Below are 19,908 nucleotides of genomic sequence, written 5' to 3' on the forward strand. Positions count from 1 at the left end.
AATTCCAGCCTATAAACATTATTGATGGGATTATTAGGGAAATTTAACTTAATATTTAGTCGTTCGAACTTGATCTGACAGTAACCGGTTTTTTTAGAAGTTGCTCTGCCAGGTCAAGTTCAGCTTTCCGATAATTTACTATACGCAAGAATTTCTATAGTCAACTGACTGTAAAACTCTTAAACAAAACGGAGAGAAGCAAAATTTATGCAAGCCTGCAATTTTCATGGCAACTTGATAAAGTTAAAATAATTGCCAGAAATCCTTGTAACTTGGGAATTTCCAAATATAAAAAGTATTTATACTTTCAGAATCTCGCAACTTAATCTAAAAGAAGTTCCAAAACCTACTAGCGATCGGTCCCAGAGCACGCTCTCTATTGCGGATAATACATAAATCAAAACTACTAAATGCCTTGATGCCTTCGACATTGATTGGGACGAGTAAGCTCTTCTTCAGCTCATCCTCTATAAAATGCCTGGGAATTCTCCCCCAACCAAGTCCAGCAAGAGTCAATTCTTTTTTTGTATGGTAATCATTAACAAGCCACCTGCGCCCAACTTCTAGCAAGCTAATATTCCCTTTGTTTCCCGAGTGGCCGGTATCCCTCACAACAATTTGCGGTAACTGTGCGGCTTCCAACTGTGAGACACTTTCCCCTGGGAAAACCCCAGGCGCCACGACATTCACAAGCTCAACCTCCCCTATTTTCTTCCATTCATGTTTACTCTCAGCACCGTATAAAGTAGCAAATGCTAGATCGGCTTCATTATTATCGACACGTTCCATAACACCCGACAATAGCTCAGTACTAATACTGAAATCTGTATTGGGAAAAGACAACACTATGGGTTTGATCTGTTTTAATAAAGGAGATAGCTCAACAATACCGCTGATGACCACGGTGAATTTTGGCTCTATTCCCGCTCCAAGCTGGTGCCCCATTACGGAGAGCTGTTCAAGGCTCTGAATAACGCGCTTAGACTGCTTATAAAAAGCCTCCCCCTGCTTTGTAAGACTTGGACGATAGCTATCCCTATGGAATAAGGGAAAGCCAAACTCTTCTTCCAACTTCTTAATTGCATTACTGATTGTCGGCTGGGTTTTGAAAATGGCCTTTGCCGCACCTCGAAAACTGCCCTGCTCAACTACAGCGATAAACATCTTGAGTTGTTCCTGGGTCATAACAAAACCTGATTCAACTTATTAATCATGTTGATACAAATATACCATTATCTATCTATCGTATACATAAATATCCTACGCCCTATCAACACAAGCAGAGTTAAGCGATATGGCTAAGAATCATCTAAATCTGAGTCTTTTTTCATCAGGAAATCTCGGATTAATAGAAACTGACAACCGTGTCATCATGGCTGCGTTGACACGTGCTCGAGTTGGAAGGGATGGCGTACCTACAGACATCAATGCCAAGTATTACGCCCAACGAGCCGGTGCAGCGATGATCATCTCTGAAGCCACAGCGATTTCAGCTCAAGGGCTCGGATGGGTAGATACCCCAGGTATTTTTACGCAAGAACAAATCAAAGGCTGGCAAAAGGTTACCGATGCTGTACATCGCCGTGGCGGGAAGATTTTCATCCAACTTTGGCATATGGGCCGAGAAGTGCACCCCGATCTTATCGGAGGCCAGGCTCCCGTAGCGCCTTCACCAATCGCTGCAGAAGGCGCAGCACATACTTATGAAGGAAAGAAACCTTACGCAATGCCCAGGGCCCTAACTCACAATGAGATTCAAGGCATTATCGCGGATTACAAACAGGCGGCTAAGAATGCTCTCAAAGCCGGTTTTGATGGAGTCGAGCTCCACGCTGCGGGGCCTTACCTGCCGGCTCAATTTCTACATGACAGCAGTAATCAGCGCACCGATGCTTACGGAGGGAGTATAGAAAACAGAGCTCGCTTCACCTTTGAAGTTCTATCGGCACTGTGTGAAGTCTGGGGGTCTGACAGAGTCGGTATCAAGCTATCACCAGAGATTAGCTTGACAGACAGCCGCGCTCAAGAAACCTACTCATATATTGTCAGTCAACTCAGTAGATATAACCTGGCTTACTTACAGATGATGGAGCGGGCATGGGATAGAAATGAGCAACCATCCATTGACCATACCCAGCTGCGTGATGCTTACAAAGGTTGCTACGTTGCCAATGGTATGTATGACTCGGAATCTGCAAACAACGCTATTGCCGATGGCACAGCCGATTACATTTCATTTGGACGCCTCTTTATATCAAATCCTGACCTAGTAGCGCGCCTGGCAAGTAATGGGCCCTATAACGAAGAAGATATGTCTTCATTTTTTTCCGGTGATGAACGGGGATATGTGGACTACCCATCTTTATCCGAGCAAAGCGCTTAAGCATCAATTTATTATTTGTATTTTGGACACAGCTATGGAAAAAATTCTGATTACCGGCGGAACTGGAAACAACGGCAAAGCCATTCTTGAGAATCTCGCCAACACCAATATGCCTGTTAGAGCTATGTTACGTGATATTTCGAAAGCGCCAATAAGAGCTAAGAATATCAGCTACGTAAAGGGGGACTATGAAGATGAACACTCTCTATTAGAGGCGCTGAATGGTATTGAATCAGCCTTTTTGGTTACCGCGTTCGAATCCTCATTCACCAAGAAACATGCCGCTTTTATCCGTGTAGCTGAGCAAGCCGGTGTCAAGCATATAGTGCAACTCTCCGGTTTAGGGGCCGATGCAAGTTCGCCTATAGATATAGCAAGATGGTTAGGAGAGGCAGAAGACTACCTTTTTCAATCCACTTTAAACTGGACGATACTACAACCCGCCAGCTTTAACAGCAATTTCTTCGCTTCGGCCGATGAAGTTGCCAACTTAAGTACTATTAGTGCGCCTTTTGGTTCCGAACCGGGCGCAACCGTTGTGACAGTCGATCATCAAGACATTGCCGATGTGGCAACAAAAATCTTAATGGAACCAAATTTACATAAAGGAAAGAAATATATTCTCACTGGTCCGGAAAAAATAACTTATAGCGATATAGCACAGATCTTATCTGAGGAGTTAGACAGAGAAATTAAATACATGCCCATCAGCGATGAAACTGCAAGGCTGGGATTACTCAATTCTGGAATTCCCGAGAGCGATATTGATGCCTTAGCACAACTTTGGCCAGTAACTCGCGAATGGGGCCATACCTTTGAGCTTTCAGACCATACAGAAAAACTCCTGGGTAGAGGGGCAACCTCAATTAGAGCCTTTTTCCGCAGTGAGATACATCGATTTAAGAAAAAAGAAGTCTAGATAAGTAGTTACCCCGTTGGAAAGTTAGTGTTTAACAATGAGCACTAACTTTCCAATGATGCCAATAATCTTTGATAAGTAGAAATGAAAGGCATTCTTCAACATGGCGCTTCCTACGGTTGTGTCTTTTTTCAGCACCGATGGCTGTAGACCTCGGCATAAGAGTTGAACCGCAGCGGTAATGCCGATAGGACCGGCATCGATAACAATCACATCATGGATGTTTTTCATTACTTGTGGCAGTGCCCCGCCCAGAAACACCCCCACGCTTCGAAGGCTGGGCGTCACTGTTCTTAGAGCCAGAGTTACAACCTTTAGACTCCAGGTAGGCTTCATCATAAACAAACCGTTCAAAGCCTGATTTCTCCAATAGGAACCCAGCCAATCTCCCCAAGACCAACATTAACTAACATGTAAAGAATTTCTACAACACTGATCTTGCACTATGAACCTTTTTGTTTTCCAAATTTATTAATAATGAATTTTGCACGCTCTACTGTTTCAACTAGTTTCTTGGGTACAGCATTGTCTTCCCAGTCCTGCATAAAGACCACTGACAAACCGCTATTGAGATCACTAAATCCATATTGCCCATAGGAACCAGCTGTGTAGATGACATTGTATTCAGGCAAGTACCAGGCTTGAGACCCATATGCCACAGGAGTACCCAACGCAGTGGCAAGTGCCTTGCCACTTTCAGATTTAGCAAGAAGGTCCTTATCAAGATTTTTTACTGAATCATAGAAGCTCTTTGGAGCCTTGCCTTGTGCAATCCACTGATGAAAAAGTGCATAGTCGCGTAGGGTAGTACTGATACCATAAGAAGGGCTAGCAGTACCATCAACGGTTAAGGCAATGGAGCCAGAACTATTTGCCCCAAAATCATTAAAGAGATCTGAAAGAAGCTTGTTGAATGGGTGCCCTGAAACTTCTTCTGCAAGTATGGCTAATAGATCGGTGTTTTTATCATTATATGTATATACTTTGCCCGATTCATTCTGGACTTTAGCATTCTTGATGGCATTTCGATGTCCAGTTGGTTTACCCGGCTTTAAGCCTTGCTCAACCTCAAATAAATAGGCTTCACCCCCTGGCACATGATAATCTGTCGCAGGTAATAAGCCCGAGGTCATATCAAGTACCTCTTGCACCTTGGCTTTTCCAATTTTTGAACCAGCAAAATCAGAGAGATAATCTCCAATCGACAAATTAGGATCTATCTTACCTTTATCAATCAGCTTTGAGATAATGATTCCTGCGTAAGTTTTGGAAGCGGATTGCAAAAGCTGAGTTTGATTGTGATCAAGTCCATTATCATAAAACTCCGCGATAATTTTATTATCTTTCATAACCAGAAAACCTTTTGTTTGAGTGGCATTTAGCGACTCAACGAAAGGCCAGCCCTTGTGGATTTCCAGACTTATATTAAAGGGCTCTTTAACTACCTCCAGATTGGATGGTTTATCTGCACCCATTATATGCACCGTGCCAAAGATGCCATAGTCATCCCAGTGCATGGATGTATATCTGTAATATGGCCAAGTTTGCATATTATTTTGATTAATATCAGATAGATCAAACGGCCGATAAAAATCATTGAGCGTAACTTTTTCTTTAGCTAGAGCAGATGAAAAGGAACTAATCGCCAAGATCATTGCTACACACCCATACTTCAAACATATTCCACCATTTCTCATTGGATTTATCGTTGTTGACATAAAAAAGAACTCGTTGCTGTTTAGCCTGATACGACCTCAATTAATACATCTTCCAAAATCGTAGCAGAATGAAAATTTCAATTTAAATGCAGAAAAATGTTCTAAACATGATCTCCAATCAAGTGACCGGGAGTTGCGCGATTCTTGGCTTCAGGAGGGCGCTCACAGATGGATATCATTTCAAAGGTACTCAACTTCGGGAGCTCTTCTGTCGAAACCCTCTTCGCATGTCGCATGCTGTATTTTGATCTAAAGTCATTCACCAGCCGCTTATTAAGTACGCTTCTAGATGGAAGGGGCAATCCCGCCATATACGCTTAAAGAGCCACTGATCGAGCCGGTATGTTTATTGAGCCCCTACAAATCTCGAGCTAGGCAGGCAGTGAGCGCACCACCATCAACCGCTCTTCGGTCATATCCTTGATCGCCCAGCGCACCCCCTCTCGGCCCAGGCCGGAATCCTTCACACCGCCGTAGGGCATATTGTCTACCCGCCAACTGGGCACATCCCCTATTACCACGCCACCCACCTCCAGGGTGTCCCAGGCTTTTTGGGCTCTGTACAAATCACGGGTGAAAATCCCTGCCTGCAAGCCAAATGCGCTGTCATTGACCTTTTTCAGCACCTCATCGAAATCATCAAAGGGTTCCAGTATTGCTACAGGCCCGAAAGCTTCTTGCTGCACTACATTGCAATCACTGGGGACATTCTCTAATAACGTGGGTTCGAGCATGGCGCCATCGCGGTTACCACCGCAGAGAAGCGTACCTCCCTGTTCAACCCCTTCTTTAACCCAGTTATGTAACCTTGTCGCTTCCCCCTCTGAAATCATCGGACCAATAAACGTATGTTCATTTTTAGGATCTCCTTTCTTAAGCTTCTTGGTGCGCTCCAGCAAACGCGCTTTCAGGTCCTCATATAGACTGGAATGCCCATAGATCCTCTGCACACCGATACAGCTCTGGCCCGACTGATAAAAAGCTCCAAAGATCAGGCGTTCTACCGCATCTTCCAGATCGGTATCCCGATCAATCACACAGGCAGCATTGCCACCCAATTCCAGAATAACCTTCTTGCGCCCTGCCCTGGCCTTCAAGTCCCAGCCTACCGCAGGGGAGCCGGTAAAACTGAGCAGCTTAAAGCGATCATCCACAGTAAACAGGTCCGCGCCTTCGCGGTGACAGGGCAGCACCGAGAAGGCCCCCTTGGGCAGATCGGTTTCCGCCAGTACCTCTGCGATAATCAGGGCACCGATCGGGGTTCTACTCGCGGGTTTGAGCACAAAGGGGCAGCCGGCAGCAATGGCTGGAGCCACTTTATGGGCCGCAAGATTCAATGGGAAATTAAACGGTGAAATAAAAGAGCAGGCCCCAACGGGAACCCGTTTAACAAATCCCCGATAGCCCGCGCTGCGCTTGGAGATTTCCAGATTGATAATCTCCCCATCGATACGCACCGCCTCTTCTGCGGCCACACGGAAGGTATCAATCAAACGGGAGACTTCCCCACGGGCATCGTGGATCGGTTTACCCGCTTCAATACACAGGGCCACGGCCAACTCTTCAAAGCGAGTCTGAAAGCGCTGTACACAGTGATCCAAAACTTGCTGGCGTTTGTAGGGCGGAAACGCAGCCATGGGTTTTTCTGCCAGCAAGGCCCAATCTATCGCGCTATCGATCACCTTGGCATCTGCCATGGCAACCTGTGTTGCCACCTCGCCGGAGTACTTATCGGTTACATCCAGCTCGGTATTGGCATAGATGGCTTCATTGGCCAGGTAGTAGGGGTACGCTTTCTGTAACATCAATGGCTCCTGGTGGTATTCACGGTGAGCATCGACATCGGAACCCGCTCGATCTGTCACGAGGGTATAGGTTACCCAGAGACAGATAGCAACACGGATAGCCTCTATAGGCCTTAGGGGCTGACCCAAATCTAGAAAGGTAGGCGTTGATACAACAGGCGCGGGAAAGCGCCACCACAGTCACTGAGGTGAGTCACTGGGTGGCGCTATTAAAGATGGTTATTGGTTTGGCTATTTCTCCGTCAGCCACATACCTTCGGGTTCGTAGTTAAACGTTTTGTAGGTCTTTTTATTGGTGGATGGGTTGTCTGACTTTTTGTCGATGTCATAGACAGTCCAATTCAGCTCGCTGTGGTTGAACTCAATCACCGCATAACCATAGATATTGCTGACAAAATCCTTGATATGCGGATTGTTAACCTGCACGCCTCCATTAAGCAATGAAGTGAATACGCTACCCACATCGACCCCTCTCTCTACCGTATCATTCAGGTTTGGTGACGAGATCGAAGGGGTCATCAGCTCAATGCCTACCAAGTTGTCATAGTCCCAGTTGCTGATCTTGTTGAAGTTCACTTTCAGGTAAGAGGCAATACTGGTGTGCAGATCCCCGGTCAGCACAACAAAATTATCGACACTGTTGTCTTTCACACTGGAGAGGATTTTCTCACGCTCCCAATGATAGCCATCCCAGGCATCGTAGTTAGCGAATACCAGGGGGCGCCCCAGTGCGGTGCCTGCTAACTGGGCAAGCAGGGTCTGGTTACCCCAAACTTTCCAGCGGGCATTGGAGTTGACCAAGCCATTAATCAGCCAATCCCGTTGGGTTTTCCCCAGCATGGTTTGGGATTTCTCTTCGTAATCTGTGCACCAGTAGTTTTCCCAGGCACTACCGTCTTTGCAGGGCTCTTTGGTGCGATAGGTTCGGCTATCGGTCATATATAAGTCGACCAAGTCGCCGAATTGGAAAGAGCGGTAAATTTGCAGGTAGTCGAAGGCGTGGCTGGCCGCCTCATCCACTTTTACACGAGCCGGTACATACTCAATCCAGGCCTGTTGCGCATCGCGGCGCAACTGGCGCAATTGATCGGGATTGTTAGCGCCAGTTTGGTAGGGATGGGATGGCACACCCAGGGTATCGCGATCGTAATCCCAGTAGGCGTTATCCGCAGTTTCGTGGTCATCCCAGGTGATAATAAAGGAATGCATTTCCATTGCCCGCTGCAGGTTTTTATCCTTGCGGTATTCCCGGTAAATATGGCGATAGTCTTCGAGATCCATAGCCACATTACCGCCGGAAGGCAGGCTCATTGGGTGAACAATCGCATCCTCAAAACCTTCGTACTGCGCGTACTCATAGATGAAGTCTCCCAAGTGCAATACGCAATGCACATCTTCATCCGCCAAATGGCTGTAGGCGTTGTAATAACCCGTGGTGTAATCCTGACAGGTCACCACCGCCATTTTGATACTTTCCAGCCCACCAGTTGGCAGGGTATGGCAGCGCCCCGTGCGGCTGCACAGTGTGCCGTATTTAAAGCGGTAGTAGTAACGCTGATTGGGAGACAGATAGCCTTCCAGGTCGATGTTTACGGTGTAGTCGCGATCCGCACTAATATCCTCAGCATTGACCTCAGCACTCAACACTGGCTGGGTAAATGAATCGTCCAAAGCCACATCCACATACAGGATTTGGCCAGGTACAAAGGCAGCGGGATTGATATGGGTCCAGAGCACCACACCAGTTTGGCTGGGATCACCGGAGGCCACAGACAAATCGAAGATCAACCCATCCTGATCGATATCGTAGCCCGAGGGGCTGCCACTCAGATTAAAGCGCGCATAGGTTTCGCTATTGCTAGCCGCTAATGAGCGAACGGTAAATGGTGTAAGCAGCGCAAGCCCCATGGCTTGCACAAATGTACGGCGAGAAACAGTCATAAACCCCAACTTCCTGTTTGTTATTTAGAATTCGAATAATGTGAATTGGCGCGCATTTTATAGAAATGCGTACCAACAAAGAAGTCGGTTTATTCTACGAAGTATTAAATTTTGATGAAGGTTTAACCGAAAAAAGTCGATATACGCTACATTAGTCACATCTGACAGCTTGGTAGGGCAGTAGATACCAGGAAAACAGCTTGGTAGGGCAGTAGATACCAGGAAAGTGGCAGGTCAATAAACTATCTTTAACCCCCCTAACCCTCCAGATAATGCTTCCAGTACAAAGCAATATCAGCTGTTCTACTGTTTACAAAAGCCTCAAAACTCAGGGCATACCCCATGCGAGACGTTGCCGTTGTTGCCTACTGTAGAACCGCAATCGCCAAAGCAAGGCGCGGTGCCTTAAACCAAACCCACGGTATCCCCATGGCCGCGCATGTCATCAAGGAAGCGCTGCACAGAGCTACTTTGGATCCCGAGGAAGTGGAAGACGTTGTACTGGGCTGTGGATTACCTGAGGGAGCAACCGGCCACAATATCGCTCGCAACGCCGCCCTATTTGCAGGTTGTGGCGTCAAAGTGCCCGGTATGACGATTAACCGCTACTGCGGCTCGGGTCTTAATGCCGCATCGATCGTAGCGAATCGGATCGCCAGCGGGGAAATGCAGGTCGGCGTTGCCGGTGGCGTAGAAAGTATTAGTCTCGTGCAGTTCAACCTGAACCTGAATCACTTTGTCTATGAGCCCCTGCAACAACAAATCCCCGCTGTTTGGTGGACCATGATCCAAACAGCGGATTTCGTCGCTGACACCTTTTCGATCAGCCGGCAGGCACAGGATGCCTATGTGGTGGAGTCGCAAAAACGCGTGGCGGAAGCGCACAGAGCAGGCAAATTTGCCGAAGAAATCGTTCCTTTTGAGACAGTCATGTCGATAAAAGATAAAGAGACTGGGCAGATCTCAGAAAAGACAGTGTTGCTGAAAGAAGATGAAGGCCCACGCCCCGGTACCACCCTGGAAGGGTTATCGGCTCTAGAGCCAGTGAATGATGGCGGCACGGTAACCGCGGGCAACGCTTCGCAGCTCTCTGATGGCGCTGCGGCCGTCGTCATGATGGATGCCGAGCTGGCCGCCAAAAGAAACCTGCCCATCCTGGGGCTATTTCGCGGTATGCAGCTTGCAGCGGTGGCCCCCGATGAAATGAGTATCGCCGTGGCGCCAGCCATCAAGCGCTTAATGAAGCATCAGGGGCTTTCTATGGGAGAGATAGACCTTTGGGAATTACACGAAGCCTTTGCGGTTACCACCCTCTATAACCAAGCGGAACTGGACACGCCTTGGGATATTACTAATGTTAATGGGGGCGCCATTGCCCTTGGGCACCCCTATGGGATGTCCGGCATTCGTTACCTGGGTTCTTCACTGATGGAGCTCAAGCGCAGAGATGCGAACAAGGCGATTATTGGGGTCTGTACTGCTGGCGGGATGGCCACAGCAGTATTCCTTGAGCGCTAAGCCAGTTACAAAGTCTTCCCCTCTGGCCGCCCTACCCCTGGCCACTTTGTACTTGTAACAAGCAAAAACAAGCGAACTGGTTCAATCATCACCACCTAGAAGTTGATCCCTTCTATAGCGCCTGGTCTGCTGGACAATTTGGCGTCTCGATCCTCTCAATATATCGTATCTATGGCTTCAAAGTGCCCGGAAAGAAGCTTGCAATTGCCACCAGGTTTGCCTCGAAGCTGGAGGAATAGCCATGTCCCGGCTCAAAGAGGGCCACAGCCAAGAAACTCTCTGTAAAGACTCTCTCTGTAGCTGCTCACCGAACAAGCAGCTTAGAGCCTCCATCAAAGGTGTATTGCACCGATGATGGAGACAATCCATGACGGCTTTACTTTTCTGTTCGCACAGAGCCGGGGCGCTCTGTTTATCATGTTCTGGATCGTGATTTTTCTGGAACTCCCTCGCTATATCTTCTCTTTCTTCACCGCGGTTTTCTTTTTTAGCTCAAGGATCGAGAAAGAAGTAGATCTGGAGAAAATCGGCAAAATTTCGGTGATTATTGCCGGTCATAACGAGGAGGAGTCGATCGAAAAGTGTGTGCACAGTCTTTGGGCGCAAAGTGTTAAGCCCTATGAAATCATCGTGGTGAGCGATGGCTCCACCGATGGAACCAGAAAAGTGATGTCCAGCCTACTAACCCGAGGACTCATTCAGGGAGCCCATGCGACAGAACTTAGAGGCGGTAAGGCCTCCGCACTAAATCTGGGAATACGCTTTTGCACTGGCGATATCGTTATCACCGTAGACTGTGATTGCTCCTTTGAGCACCACACCATGAAGGAAGTGTTACTCCCCTTTGAAGACCCCAAAGTGGGGGTGGTTTCCGGTAATGTTTTTGTGCGCAACCCTCACGATAACCTACTCACCGCATTTCAAACCATCGAATACATTGTCAGTATCTCCCTCGGCAGGCATGCATTGGCCATGATCAGACAAATGTGCTGTGCATCTGGCGCCTACAGCGGGTTCCGAAAAACCGCTATTGACCAGATTGGTGGCTTTGATTCCGGTGGGGGGGAAGATCTGGATATTACTTTTCGCCTACGCAACTACGGCTGGGATATCGCCTTCGCCCCAGAGGCGATCTGCTATACGGATGTACCCACGAATATCCTGACTCTAATTCGCCAGCGCTTGCGTTGGGAGCGGGATGCTGTGCGTTTGCGTTACCGCAAGTACGCCCACTTTATCAATCCTTTTAAACGCCGCATAAAATTCGAAGAGTTCTTTCATCAATTTGAGTTCTTGATCTTTAATGTGATCGCTGCTATCGCTTTGCCCATATACTTAGTCTGGCTATTTGCGAGTTATGGTAGTAATGCCTGGTTTATTTTAATCGGTGCACAAATAGTGTTGATAATGCTGGATTGCCTCACCTTTGCGCTCGCCTCCTATGCCACCTACAAATTCAGTACTTTTCCACTCTGGCCCTTTCTTATTGGCTACAGCATCCTCTACGTCAACTTGATGCGTGTAGTACGGCTCTATGCCTATGTACAGGAGTGGATCTTTAGAACCTCCTATGCGGATTCCTTCGCCCCCTCAAAAGTACACAAAGTAAGGGAGTAAACTGTTCGGGATGCGTTAGAAGCCGATAGTTATCCCTTGGGGACCCCACTTTTTTGGCTGGAACTCGACTTTATAGTCAATCGTGATACCCAGCTCATAACACCAAGCCTTATCTCCTTATTTCCTGCGGTCTGGCGCTTCAGCCCTCGTGGTCTATCGTTTTACTTAAGGCGGATTTTTACCCGCCAACCGTATCAACCAAGTACAACCGGCGTCAGTTTGCCCCTTCTGTAGGAGGGTTTGCCATCTCCTTTCTCACTGATGCATACAACTATTATCGCTGGCCCAGTGATTTTAATACGGTGCATCCAGGCATTGAGAAGTGTGATGCCCTGGTGGTTGAGGAGCCCATGACTCCTCAGTGCATCGAAAAACTCTGGAACAGCCAGATAGGCTTGCACCTGCTACCGGTGATTGACCTAACCGGCACACTGGGAGTCAGGGCAGACCTGGATGCCTCTAACACGCTCAAGGCTGACCCTACAGAGTACGGCAAGTTGATCGATTCCTTTAACTTTCGCCGCTCTCAGTTGCACCCGGATTTCTACAACCCCCAGAACGATGACGACAAAATCCTGGCCCGCATTTTTGTCTCCGGGATAAGCCTGACCCCTAGCTACCAGCCAGACTCGCGCACCACCGTATGCTTTAACACCCTGTTAGATTCAGAAACAGTATTGCACGAATGCGAAAAAATGATGACGGCCGAATTACTGGCCGGCAGCTTTTTTGACCGCCGGCATATTTGTAACGGTTGCAGTGCCTCTCAATTTAATGTGCGCGAAGAGTGCCCGGAATGTCGATCTCCCAACTTGAGAGAATCCTTCTATCTGCACCACTTTAAGTGCGCCTACCTGGGGCCTGAAGACGACTTTCGCCAAGGCGAATATTTAATCTGCCCCAAGTGCCGAATGGAAATGAGCCATTTCGGCAGCGATTACGACAAACCGGGCACCATTTTGATATGCAATTCCTGCGGCAAATCCAGTTCAGAAACAGAAGTTGGCTTTTTATGCCTTAATTGCGATACCCATATAGATGGAGATTCGGTAAAAACCGGGGATATTTTTAAATATAGCCTCACCGAAAAAGCCGTTCATTACCTGCATGCTGGCCATGCATTCCTGGAACTCACCCAGCAAAGTCCTATCTTTGCCGGGCTTCCATTCGAACTTATCGTAGTTTTAAACAAAGAGCTGAAAGATTGGAGAAACAATGAGAGCGAATTTGCCCTGCTCTGCATCAAATATGAAAATGAATATTTGGTAGAGCAAGAACACGGTAACCGCCAATTTTTTCACAGCCGCAATCAGTTTTTCCAGAGTTTAAGCCACTCGCTAAAAAAGGTGATGAAAGGGGAATACCCGGTTACCGCGGCCAAAGGCAGGATGGAAGATTTTATCCTGGTAAGCCATATCAGTCAGAAAGATCTGTACAAATTTAGTGAAGAAGCCGGGCAAAGAGCCGCGAGTTCTTTGCGATTGGATGTAGAACCCATCCTCCAGGTCTATGGCCCCGAGGATCTGAGCTAATGTGGGAAGAAATTCAGGACGGCTACTATTACCTTATCTCTCAAAGCTATACAACGCTTTTTTTGATGCTCTGGGTGGTGGTGATCTTCGAGATCCCCCGCTACTTATTTTCGTTCTTTACTGCACTGGTTTTTTTTAGTTCGAAACCAGAATTTGAAGCAGACTTTAAAAGTCTGGGGAAAGTTTCTGTGATTATTGCCGGTCACAACGAAGAGGACGCTATAGAGAAATGTGTACTCAGCTTATGGGAGCAAAGCCGCCCTCCCGATGAGATTATTGTAGTAAGCGATGGTTCCACAGATGGGACTAGAGATAAAATCCGTCAACTCTTAAAAATAGGCCTGATTCATGGTGCACATTCGACAGAATTGCGCGGAGGGAAATCTGCTGCAGCAAACCTAGCCATTCGCTATACGACAGGGAAAATTATCCTAAACGTTGACTGCGACTGCTCCTTCGACTATCACGCCATAAAGAATATCTTACGTCAGTTCGATGATCCCGAGGTCGGGGGGGCATCAAACAATATTTTAGTGCGCAACTGGGATGTGAATTTACTTACAGTTTTTCAGGCAATTGAATATATCATTAGCATTTCTCTAGGTAAGCACGCGCTTTTCATGCTAGGACAAATGTCCTGTGCTTCTGGAGCTTTTAGTGCTTTTCGTAGAACGGCTTTAATACAGGTAGGCGGTTTTGACTCCGGCGGCGGTGAAGACCTGGATGTCACATTGCGCTTACGCCACTATGGTTGGAAAATTGGCTACGCTGCTGACTCCATCTGCTATACCGATGTCCCCACCAACCTAGCAACGTTGATCCGGCAAAGGTTTCGCTGGGAAAGAGATGCCGTTCGCCTACGCTTCAGAAAGTATCGCCACTTCATTAATCCGCTTGAACGTCGCCTTAAATTTAGGGAATTTTTTCATCAATTCGAATTCCTGCTCTTTAATGTAATTGCCATCTTAATTCTGCCAGTTTACTTAGTCTGGCTATTTTACCATTACGGCGTTAATGGCTGGTTTATTCTGATAGCGGCTCAGATTGTCCTGATCATAATGGACATTATTACCTTCACCCTCAGCGCACTTGCCACAAATAAATTTAGAGCCACTCCAATTTGGCCCTACCTGCTGGGATACAGTATTTTGTATGTCAATCTGATGCGTATCGTTCGGCTCTACTCTTATATTCAGGAGTGGGTATTTAAAACCTCCTATTCCGACACTTACGCACCCTCCAAAGTGCATCGTGTTAGGGAGTAAGTTCAATGAGAACTATACGAAAGCATATCCGCCCAGATACCATGGCCAGTGAGGTCCGCCCACACCACAGCGCCATTGGGCGGCGCATCTATATCGGGGTATTGATATTATTTGCCCTGGCTATTCTGCGCTATCTATTTGGGGATTTGTTTATCCTCAAAGGAGATGGGCTGGTCCTTAGGGATTATGCCGCAGTCGAGATGGGTTATATCACCAGAGTGACCGCGGTAGAGGTTGATGAGGGGGAATCGGTTAAAGAGGGGCAGCTACTTCTCAAAATAGAATCCATGGAACTACTGGAGCGCTTGGCAGACCTCTCCAGCCGCCAGGCCAACCTGATTCAAATTTCCGCCGAATTTACCCTGCTTTCCGAGACTGCCAAACAACTGCTGGTTCCTGCAGAACACCGCAAGCAAGAGATAGAGGAGATTCTGGCGCGAATCAATAAGCTGGCCGATAAGGGTTTTGTCAGCAAGATCACCTATCAGGAAGTGCTCAGGGATAACTTTAATGCGGGCCAGGAACTGGTCAAGATTCAGGTGGAAAGCACCACGCTAGACAAGAAGAGAAAAGCTGTCGATGCAGCAATCAAAGTAGCCGGAACGGCATACCAGAGACTGAAAGACCACTATGATGATGGCCAAGTGCGTAGCCCGGTAAATGGCTTGGTTGGCGCTACTGTACCCTCTGTAGGGGATGTCTACCGAGAAGGGGAACCCCTAATGCAAGTCTATTGGGGGGAACCCTATGTACTCGCCTATATGCCGCGCCGATATATTCTTGCTCTTCGGCCGGGCATGGTTGTCACAGTCAAGAGTGGCCGCTACAAAGATAAAGGCGTGATCTCTGAGTTACTGCCTATTTCTGATCAACTGCCGGAAGAATTCCAGAATACGTTCAAACCCCAGGAGCGCAATCAGCTCGCCAAAATTGTACTCTCCGATCCAGAGCATTTTCCCTTATCTGAAAAGGTACAAGTTACTCTGGAAATAAACTGGAAGGACCTCTTTGTAGAGAACTTTATGGATTAGAGGTTTGCCGGGCATTAAATTCTGTCAGTGCCGCTCTCAACCATTCCGGCAAGGTGATCTTCTGTTTGGTTTCAACCGAGAGGGTGACATAGGTAATTGTTGCCGTAAAAGCCAATAGATCTGGATTGAGATAAGCCTGCACAAGAAAGGTAAACGACTGATTGCCAACCTTGAGTACACTGACTTTAAGCTGTAACTCCTGATCCCAAGTAACCGGGCTTAAGAATTCCAGATTAAAGGCCCGCACCGGTGTCAGGAACCCCCGCTTCTTCATAGTGGCTATAGCCGGCCCATCAAATAAAATAGACATGGCTTCATGGGTGGCCTCCAGGGCAAAATTGGAAAACCTCGGGGTATAAACAATACCCTCGGGATCACAGTCCCCAAACAAGACCTTGCGCTTGATAGTTATCATAAGAGGTTCTCCCATTAAGCCAGGCAACCATTCTAATGCAGCGCTCTATTTACATCCTGCCAAAGCAGATAACCAATCCAACCAACCATAAACTGCTTATTTATTCACTGCGACTAAAAAGCCTCAGCAAAGTGACTTCTGGCGGCACCAGAAATCTTACCGGCAGGATACTGGTGCCTACCCCTGGGCTCACAAACAGGTGTTTGCCCTCCTCTTCGATATGCCCAATGGCATAGCGCTCCCCGTAGCGGGAGGGCACAATCGGGCGGCCAATCAAGGGTAAATATACCTGGCCGCCATGAGTGTGGCCGGCAATCGTCAAGGCAATCCGTTGTGGAATTTGGGGAAATATATCTGGGTTGTGAGTGAAGGCTAAGACTGTCTCCGACTCTTCAATGGCAGACATTGCCCGATCTATATTGTGTGGCCCCTCCCAGAAATCACTGATGCCAACCAACTGAAAGGCACAGTGGCCGCTACTGATCTTGGTGGATGCATCTTCCAGCAGCGGGATGCCTTTCTCAGTGAAAGCCCGCTCTACTCTTTTCGGGTCCAGCCACCAGTCGTGATTGCCCATTACAGCAAAAACGCCCAAGGGGGCTTTGAGGCCGGCAAGCACTTCAGCGGCACTCTCCGGTGTCACAAAAGAACCACCGACTACCCCCTGAATAACAAAGTCACCGGGGAGTAGCACTAAGTCAGGACTGCTGGCATTTACTTGGTTAACCAATGAGCGCAGGCTTTCAATACCCTTATAGGGGGAACCCACATGTAAATCCGCCAATACCGCCACGCTTAAACCGCTACAGGAAGCTGGCCAAGACTCCAGGCGAAGCGCTTGCTCATTGATCCTGAAGCTTCTTGGCTCAGCGAAAAAGGCCCAAACGGCAAGGGTAAGAGCAACAGCCAGAGCCACTAGAAAGACAACCCGGTACTTTCCCCGTGGCCAGCTCAATAGTTCTCCCGATAACTTACTCAACAACTTTTTCAATGAGGTACTCTCAACTTACAGATAGCTCTTATACGGTGCTTTGTGCCGGGTGGCAGTCACAACTGGAGAGTTCTCGCACAATCTCACAGGAATCAGTAGAACCGGGGCCGCCGCACTGGCTACGCAATGCCAGCAAACTCTTCCGCAATTGCTCGAGCAATGCCATTTGGCTGTCCACCCTATCAATATGCTCATCTACCAACGCATTGATTTCAGCACAGTGCTCTCTCGGTTGCTCCCGCAAGGTTAACAGTTTGCGTATATCCTCAATGGGCATATCGAGGGAGCGACAGTGCCGTATAAAACGCAATTGCGCCAAGTGCGCTTCTGAATACAGGCGATAATTGCCTTCGGACCTCAATGGTTGCGGCAGCAAGCCCACCTGTTCGTAGTAACGCACCGTTTCCACCTTGCAGCCTGCCTGCTTGGCCGCCTCCCCTATTCGGTAACGCATGCTGGTGTCCCCTTGACTCTATAGTTACTAGAGGGATTGTAATGCTGGCTCACTCATTGAGCTATTCGAGAGTTAACCATGGGAAAACAGGATTCCACTTGCGGCTGTGGCAGTAGCACTGAACCATTACAACAACCGCTCGATAGTGGCGCCGGAAAAGATAGCGAAAGCTCCCTCTTCTCAATCACCAAAATGGATTGCCCTACCGAAGAAGGTTTGATCCGCGCCAAGCTCACCCCACTCGAAGGCATTTACAGCCTGGACTTTAACCTGGTGCAACGCATTTTGCGGGTTGGGCACGCTCCGGGTATGCAGCAACAGATCCTGGATATACTCGCCCCTCTGGATCTGGATGCCAGGGTCGCCTCCCCATCGGATACAGAAAATGCACCACCCGCAACCAAGGCCAATTGGTGGCTGCTGGGGGCGGCCGGCTTGGCGGCGCTCGCTTCTGAGGTAGTGTTCTGGTTACAGGGAGGAAACAGCTGGCTGGTCATGTTGCTGGCCTTAGCCGCCATTGCCGGCGGGGGGCTCTCTACTTACAAAAAAGGTTGGATCGCCCTTAAGAACCGCAACCTGAATATGAATGCGCTAATGTCCATCGCGGTCACAGGCGCACTTTTGATTGGGCACTGGCCCGAGGCCGCCATGGTGATGGTACTGTTCACCCTCGCCGAGCTGATTGAGGCCAAGTCTCTGGACCGGGCCAGAAACGCTATTCGCGAGTTAATGGACTTGGCCCCGGAAACCGCCACAGTACTTCAGAGTGATGGCCAGTGGCGCGAGGTGAATGCAAAAACCGTTTCCCTCGGCGCCAAGGTCAGGGTCAGACCCGGTGAGCGCATCGCCCTGGATGGCGAAGTAATAAAAGGCAACTCTGCGGTGAACCAAGCCCCAATCACTGGGGAGAGCCTTCCGGTAGATAAAGAAGCTGGAGACAGCCTCTTTGCCGGTAGCATCAATGAGTCTGGCGCACTGGAATATAGGGTGACTGCCGTAGCCAGTGATGCCGTACTTGCCCGAATCATCCACGCGGTTGAGGAGGCGCAAGGCAGCCGCGCGCCCACCCAGCGTTTCGTCGATCAGTTCGCGCACTGGTATACCCCTCTGGTATTTGCAGTTGCCCTAGCCACAGCGTTAATTCCTCCGCTGTTTTTCTCCGGTGCCTGGATGGAGTGGATCTACCGCGCCCTGGTACTGCTGGTTATCGCCTGCCCCTGCGCCCTGGTCATTGCCACCCCGGTCACCATCGTCAGCGGCCTCGCAGCAGCAACAAGACACGGCACGCTGATTAAAGGGGGGGCATACCTCGAAGAGGGGCGCCGGCTGCGCTGGCTGGCCCTGGATAAAACCGGCACCATCACCCACGGTGCACCGCAGGTAACAGATTTTGCCCTGATAACTGGCACAGATGAGGCGCGGGTAAAGCGCCTCGCCGCCAGCCTCGCCCACCGCTCCGATCACCCGGTTTCAAAGGCAGTGGCAGATTTTCTCAACGCCAGTGGAGCACCCTTACTAGAAGTAGAAGCTTTTGAAGCCCTGGCCGGGCGCGGGATTCGCGGAGAGATTGAAGGCACAGGCTATTACCTGGGCAATCACCGCCTGGTGGAAGAATTGCGCGTTTGCAGTGAGGAGCTAGAGGATCGCCTCTCAAAACTGGAGTATCAGGGGAAAACTGTTGTTATGTTGGTGGATACAAACCGTGTTCTGGCTCTGTTTGCCGTAGCCGATACGGTAAAAGAATCCAGCCGCAAAGCCATTGATGAGCTCCACCAATTGGGGGTGAAAACCCTGATGCTGACCGGTGACAATCAGCACACCGCCGATGCCATTGCCAAGGAGGTGGGCATAGATCGGGCCATGGGCAACCTGCTGCCAGAAGATAAACTCCGTGAAGTGGATTCCCTTGCCGGCCACGGCCGGGTCGGCATGGTGGGCGACGGCATCAATGATGCACCAGCCCTGGCGCGAGCTGATATCGGCTTCGCCATGGGCGCCACCGGCACCGATACCGCCATAGAAACGGCAGACGTTGCCCTGATGGATGACAACCTGGGTAAAATCGCCAGTTTTATCCGCCTCTCCCGTACGACAGCTCATATTCTCTGGCAAAACATTATCCTTGCCCTGGGTATCAAAGCAGTCTTTCTGGCACTCGCCTTTGCCGGTGAAGCCACTATGTGGATGGCAGTATTCGCCGATATGGGAACCAGCCTGCTGGTGGTTTTCAATGGGTTAAGGCTGATGCGGAAGTGACCTCAAAACAAGACGGTAGAAAAGTCTAGAAAATAGAAAAGACAGTACCAATTATTTAATACG

Annotated in this window: 16 protein-coding genes; 8 read left to right on the plus strand and 8 right to left on the minus strand. The window is 48.8% G+C overall.

Going from position 1 to position 19,908, the window contains the following annotated elements; genetic code table 11:
* Window positions 1-327: 327 nt before the first annotated feature.
* Window positions 328-1,185 (minus strand): LysR family transcriptional regulator, encoded by an 858-nt coding sequence (locus tag ACJJIB_RS12420; RefSeq protein ID WP_444886278.1) that lies wholly within the window; start codon window positions 1,183-1,185, stop codon window positions 328-330.
* Between the two features lie 109 nt (window positions 1,186-1,294).
* On the opposite strand from ACJJIB_RS12420, the gene ACJJIB_RS12425 reads away from it, so the two are divergent.
* Together ACJJIB_RS12425 and ACJJIB_RS12430 are read left to right on the plus strand one after the other, a co-directional pair.
* Window positions 1,295-2,383, plus strand: a complete 1,089-nt coding sequence (locus ACJJIB_RS12425) for an alkene reductase (protein ID WP_444886279.1) — start codon at window positions 1,295-1,297, stop codon at window positions 2,381-2,383.
* A gap of 34 nt (window positions 2,384-2,417) precedes the next feature.
* On the plus strand, window positions 2,418-3,302 hold the full coding sequence (locus tag ACJJIB_RS12430) for an SDR family oxidoreductase (RefSeq protein ID WP_444886280.1): 885 nt from the start codon (window positions 2,418-2,420) through the stop codon (window positions 3,300-3,302).
* A 24-nt stretch (window positions 3,303-3,326) separates the two neighbouring features.
* On the opposite strand, the gene ACJJIB_RS12435 is transcribed toward ACJJIB_RS12430, so the two are convergent.
* The 4 genes from ACJJIB_RS12435 to ACJJIB_RS12450 form a co-directional block, all read right to left on the minus strand.
* Window positions 3,327-3,641, minus strand: a complete 315-nt coding sequence (locus tag ACJJIB_RS12435) for a hypothetical protein (RefSeq protein WP_444886281.1) — start codon at window positions 3,639-3,641, stop codon at window positions 3,327-3,329.
* 104 nt (window positions 3,642-3,745) lie between these two features.
* A complete protein-coding gene (locus ACJJIB_RS12440; RefSeq protein WP_444886282.1) occupies window positions 3,746-5,020 on the minus strand; it encodes a serine hydrolase domain-containing protein in 1,275 nt (424 codons plus the stop codon).
* A gap of 371 nt (window positions 5,021-5,391) precedes the next feature.
* Complete coding sequence (locus tag ACJJIB_RS12445) at window positions 5,392-6,885, minus strand: aldehyde dehydrogenase family protein (RefSeq protein ID WP_444886283.1); 1,494 nt, start codon at window positions 6,883-6,885, stop codon at window positions 5,392-5,394.
* 171 nt (window positions 6,886-7,056) lie between these two features.
* Window positions 7,057-8,766: an alkaline phosphatase D family protein gene (locus ACJJIB_RS12450; protein WP_444886284.1), complete on the minus strand. Its 1,710-nt coding sequence runs from the start codon at window positions 8,764-8,766 to the stop codon at window positions 7,057-7,059.
* 342 nt (window positions 8,767-9,108) lie between these two features.
* On the opposite strand from ACJJIB_RS12450, the gene ACJJIB_RS12455 reads away from it, so the two are divergent.
* From ACJJIB_RS12455 to ACJJIB_RS12475, 5 genes are all read left to right on the plus strand, one after another.
* A complete protein-coding gene (locus ACJJIB_RS12455; RefSeq protein ID WP_444886285.1) occupies window positions 9,109-10,284 on the plus strand; it encodes a thiolase family protein in 1,176 nt (391 codons plus the stop codon).
* Between the two features lie 351 nt (window positions 10,285-10,635).
* Window positions 10,636-11,901, plus strand: coding sequence for a glycosyltransferase family 2 protein (locus ACJJIB_RS12460; RefSeq protein ID WP_252081737.1), 1,266 nt, complete (start codon window positions 10,636-10,638; stop codon window positions 11,899-11,901).
* 350 nt (window positions 11,902-12,251) lie between these two features.
* Window positions 12,252-13,433, plus strand: a complete 1,182-nt coding sequence (locus ACJJIB_RS12465) for a TackOD1 domain-containing metal-binding protein (RefSeq protein WP_444886286.1) — start codon at window positions 12,252-12,254, stop codon at window positions 13,431-13,433.
* Complete coding sequence (locus tag ACJJIB_RS12470; RefSeq protein ID WP_444886287.1) at window positions 13,433-14,698, plus strand: glycosyltransferase family 2 protein; 1,266 nt, start codon at window positions 13,433-13,435, stop codon at window positions 14,696-14,698. Before ACJJIB_RS12465 ends, ACJJIB_RS12470 begins: the two co-directional genes overlap by 1 nt.
* 5 nt (window positions 14,699-14,703) lie before the next feature.
* A complete protein-coding gene (locus ACJJIB_RS12475) occupies window positions 14,704-15,729 on the plus strand; it encodes an HlyD family secretion protein (RefSeq protein WP_444886288.1) in 1,026 nt (341 codons plus the stop codon).
* Here ACJJIB_RS12475 and ACJJIB_RS12480 read toward each other — a convergent pair.
* From ACJJIB_RS12480 to cadR, 3 genes are all read right to left on the minus strand, one after another.
* Window positions 15,719-16,144, minus strand: a complete 426-nt coding sequence (locus ACJJIB_RS12480; RefSeq protein WP_444886289.1) for an acyl-CoA thioesterase — start codon at window positions 16,142-16,144, stop codon at window positions 15,719-15,721. The genes ACJJIB_RS12475 and ACJJIB_RS12480 overlap by 11 nt on opposite strands.
* Before the next feature lie 100 nt (window positions 16,145-16,244).
* Window positions 16,245-17,135 carry a metallophosphoesterase gene (locus ACJJIB_RS12485; RefSeq protein ID WP_444886290.1) on the minus strand — a complete coding sequence of 297 codons (891 nt, stop codon included), beginning with the start codon at window positions 17,133-17,135 and terminating at the stop codon, window positions 16,245-16,247.
* Window positions 17,136-17,163: 28 nt separating this feature from the next.
* A complete protein-coding gene (gene cadR, locus ACJJIB_RS12490) occupies window positions 17,164-17,589 on the minus strand; it encodes a Cd(II)/Pb(II)-responsive transcriptional regulator (protein ID WP_444886291.1) in 426 nt (141 codons plus the stop codon).
* Window positions 17,590-17,667: 78 nt separating this feature from the next.
* Here cadR and ACJJIB_RS12495 point away from each other — a divergent pair, with 78 nt between their 5' ends.
* Window positions 17,668-19,845 carry a heavy metal translocating P-type ATPase gene (locus tag ACJJIB_RS12495; protein WP_444886292.1) on the plus strand — a complete coding sequence of 726 codons (2,178 nt, stop codon included), beginning with the start codon at window positions 17,668-17,670 and terminating at the stop codon, window positions 19,843-19,845.
* The last annotated feature ends 63 nt before the right edge of the window (window positions 19,846-19,908 follow it).

Source organism: Microbulbifer mixtoriginis (SeqCode), assembly GCF_052467705.1.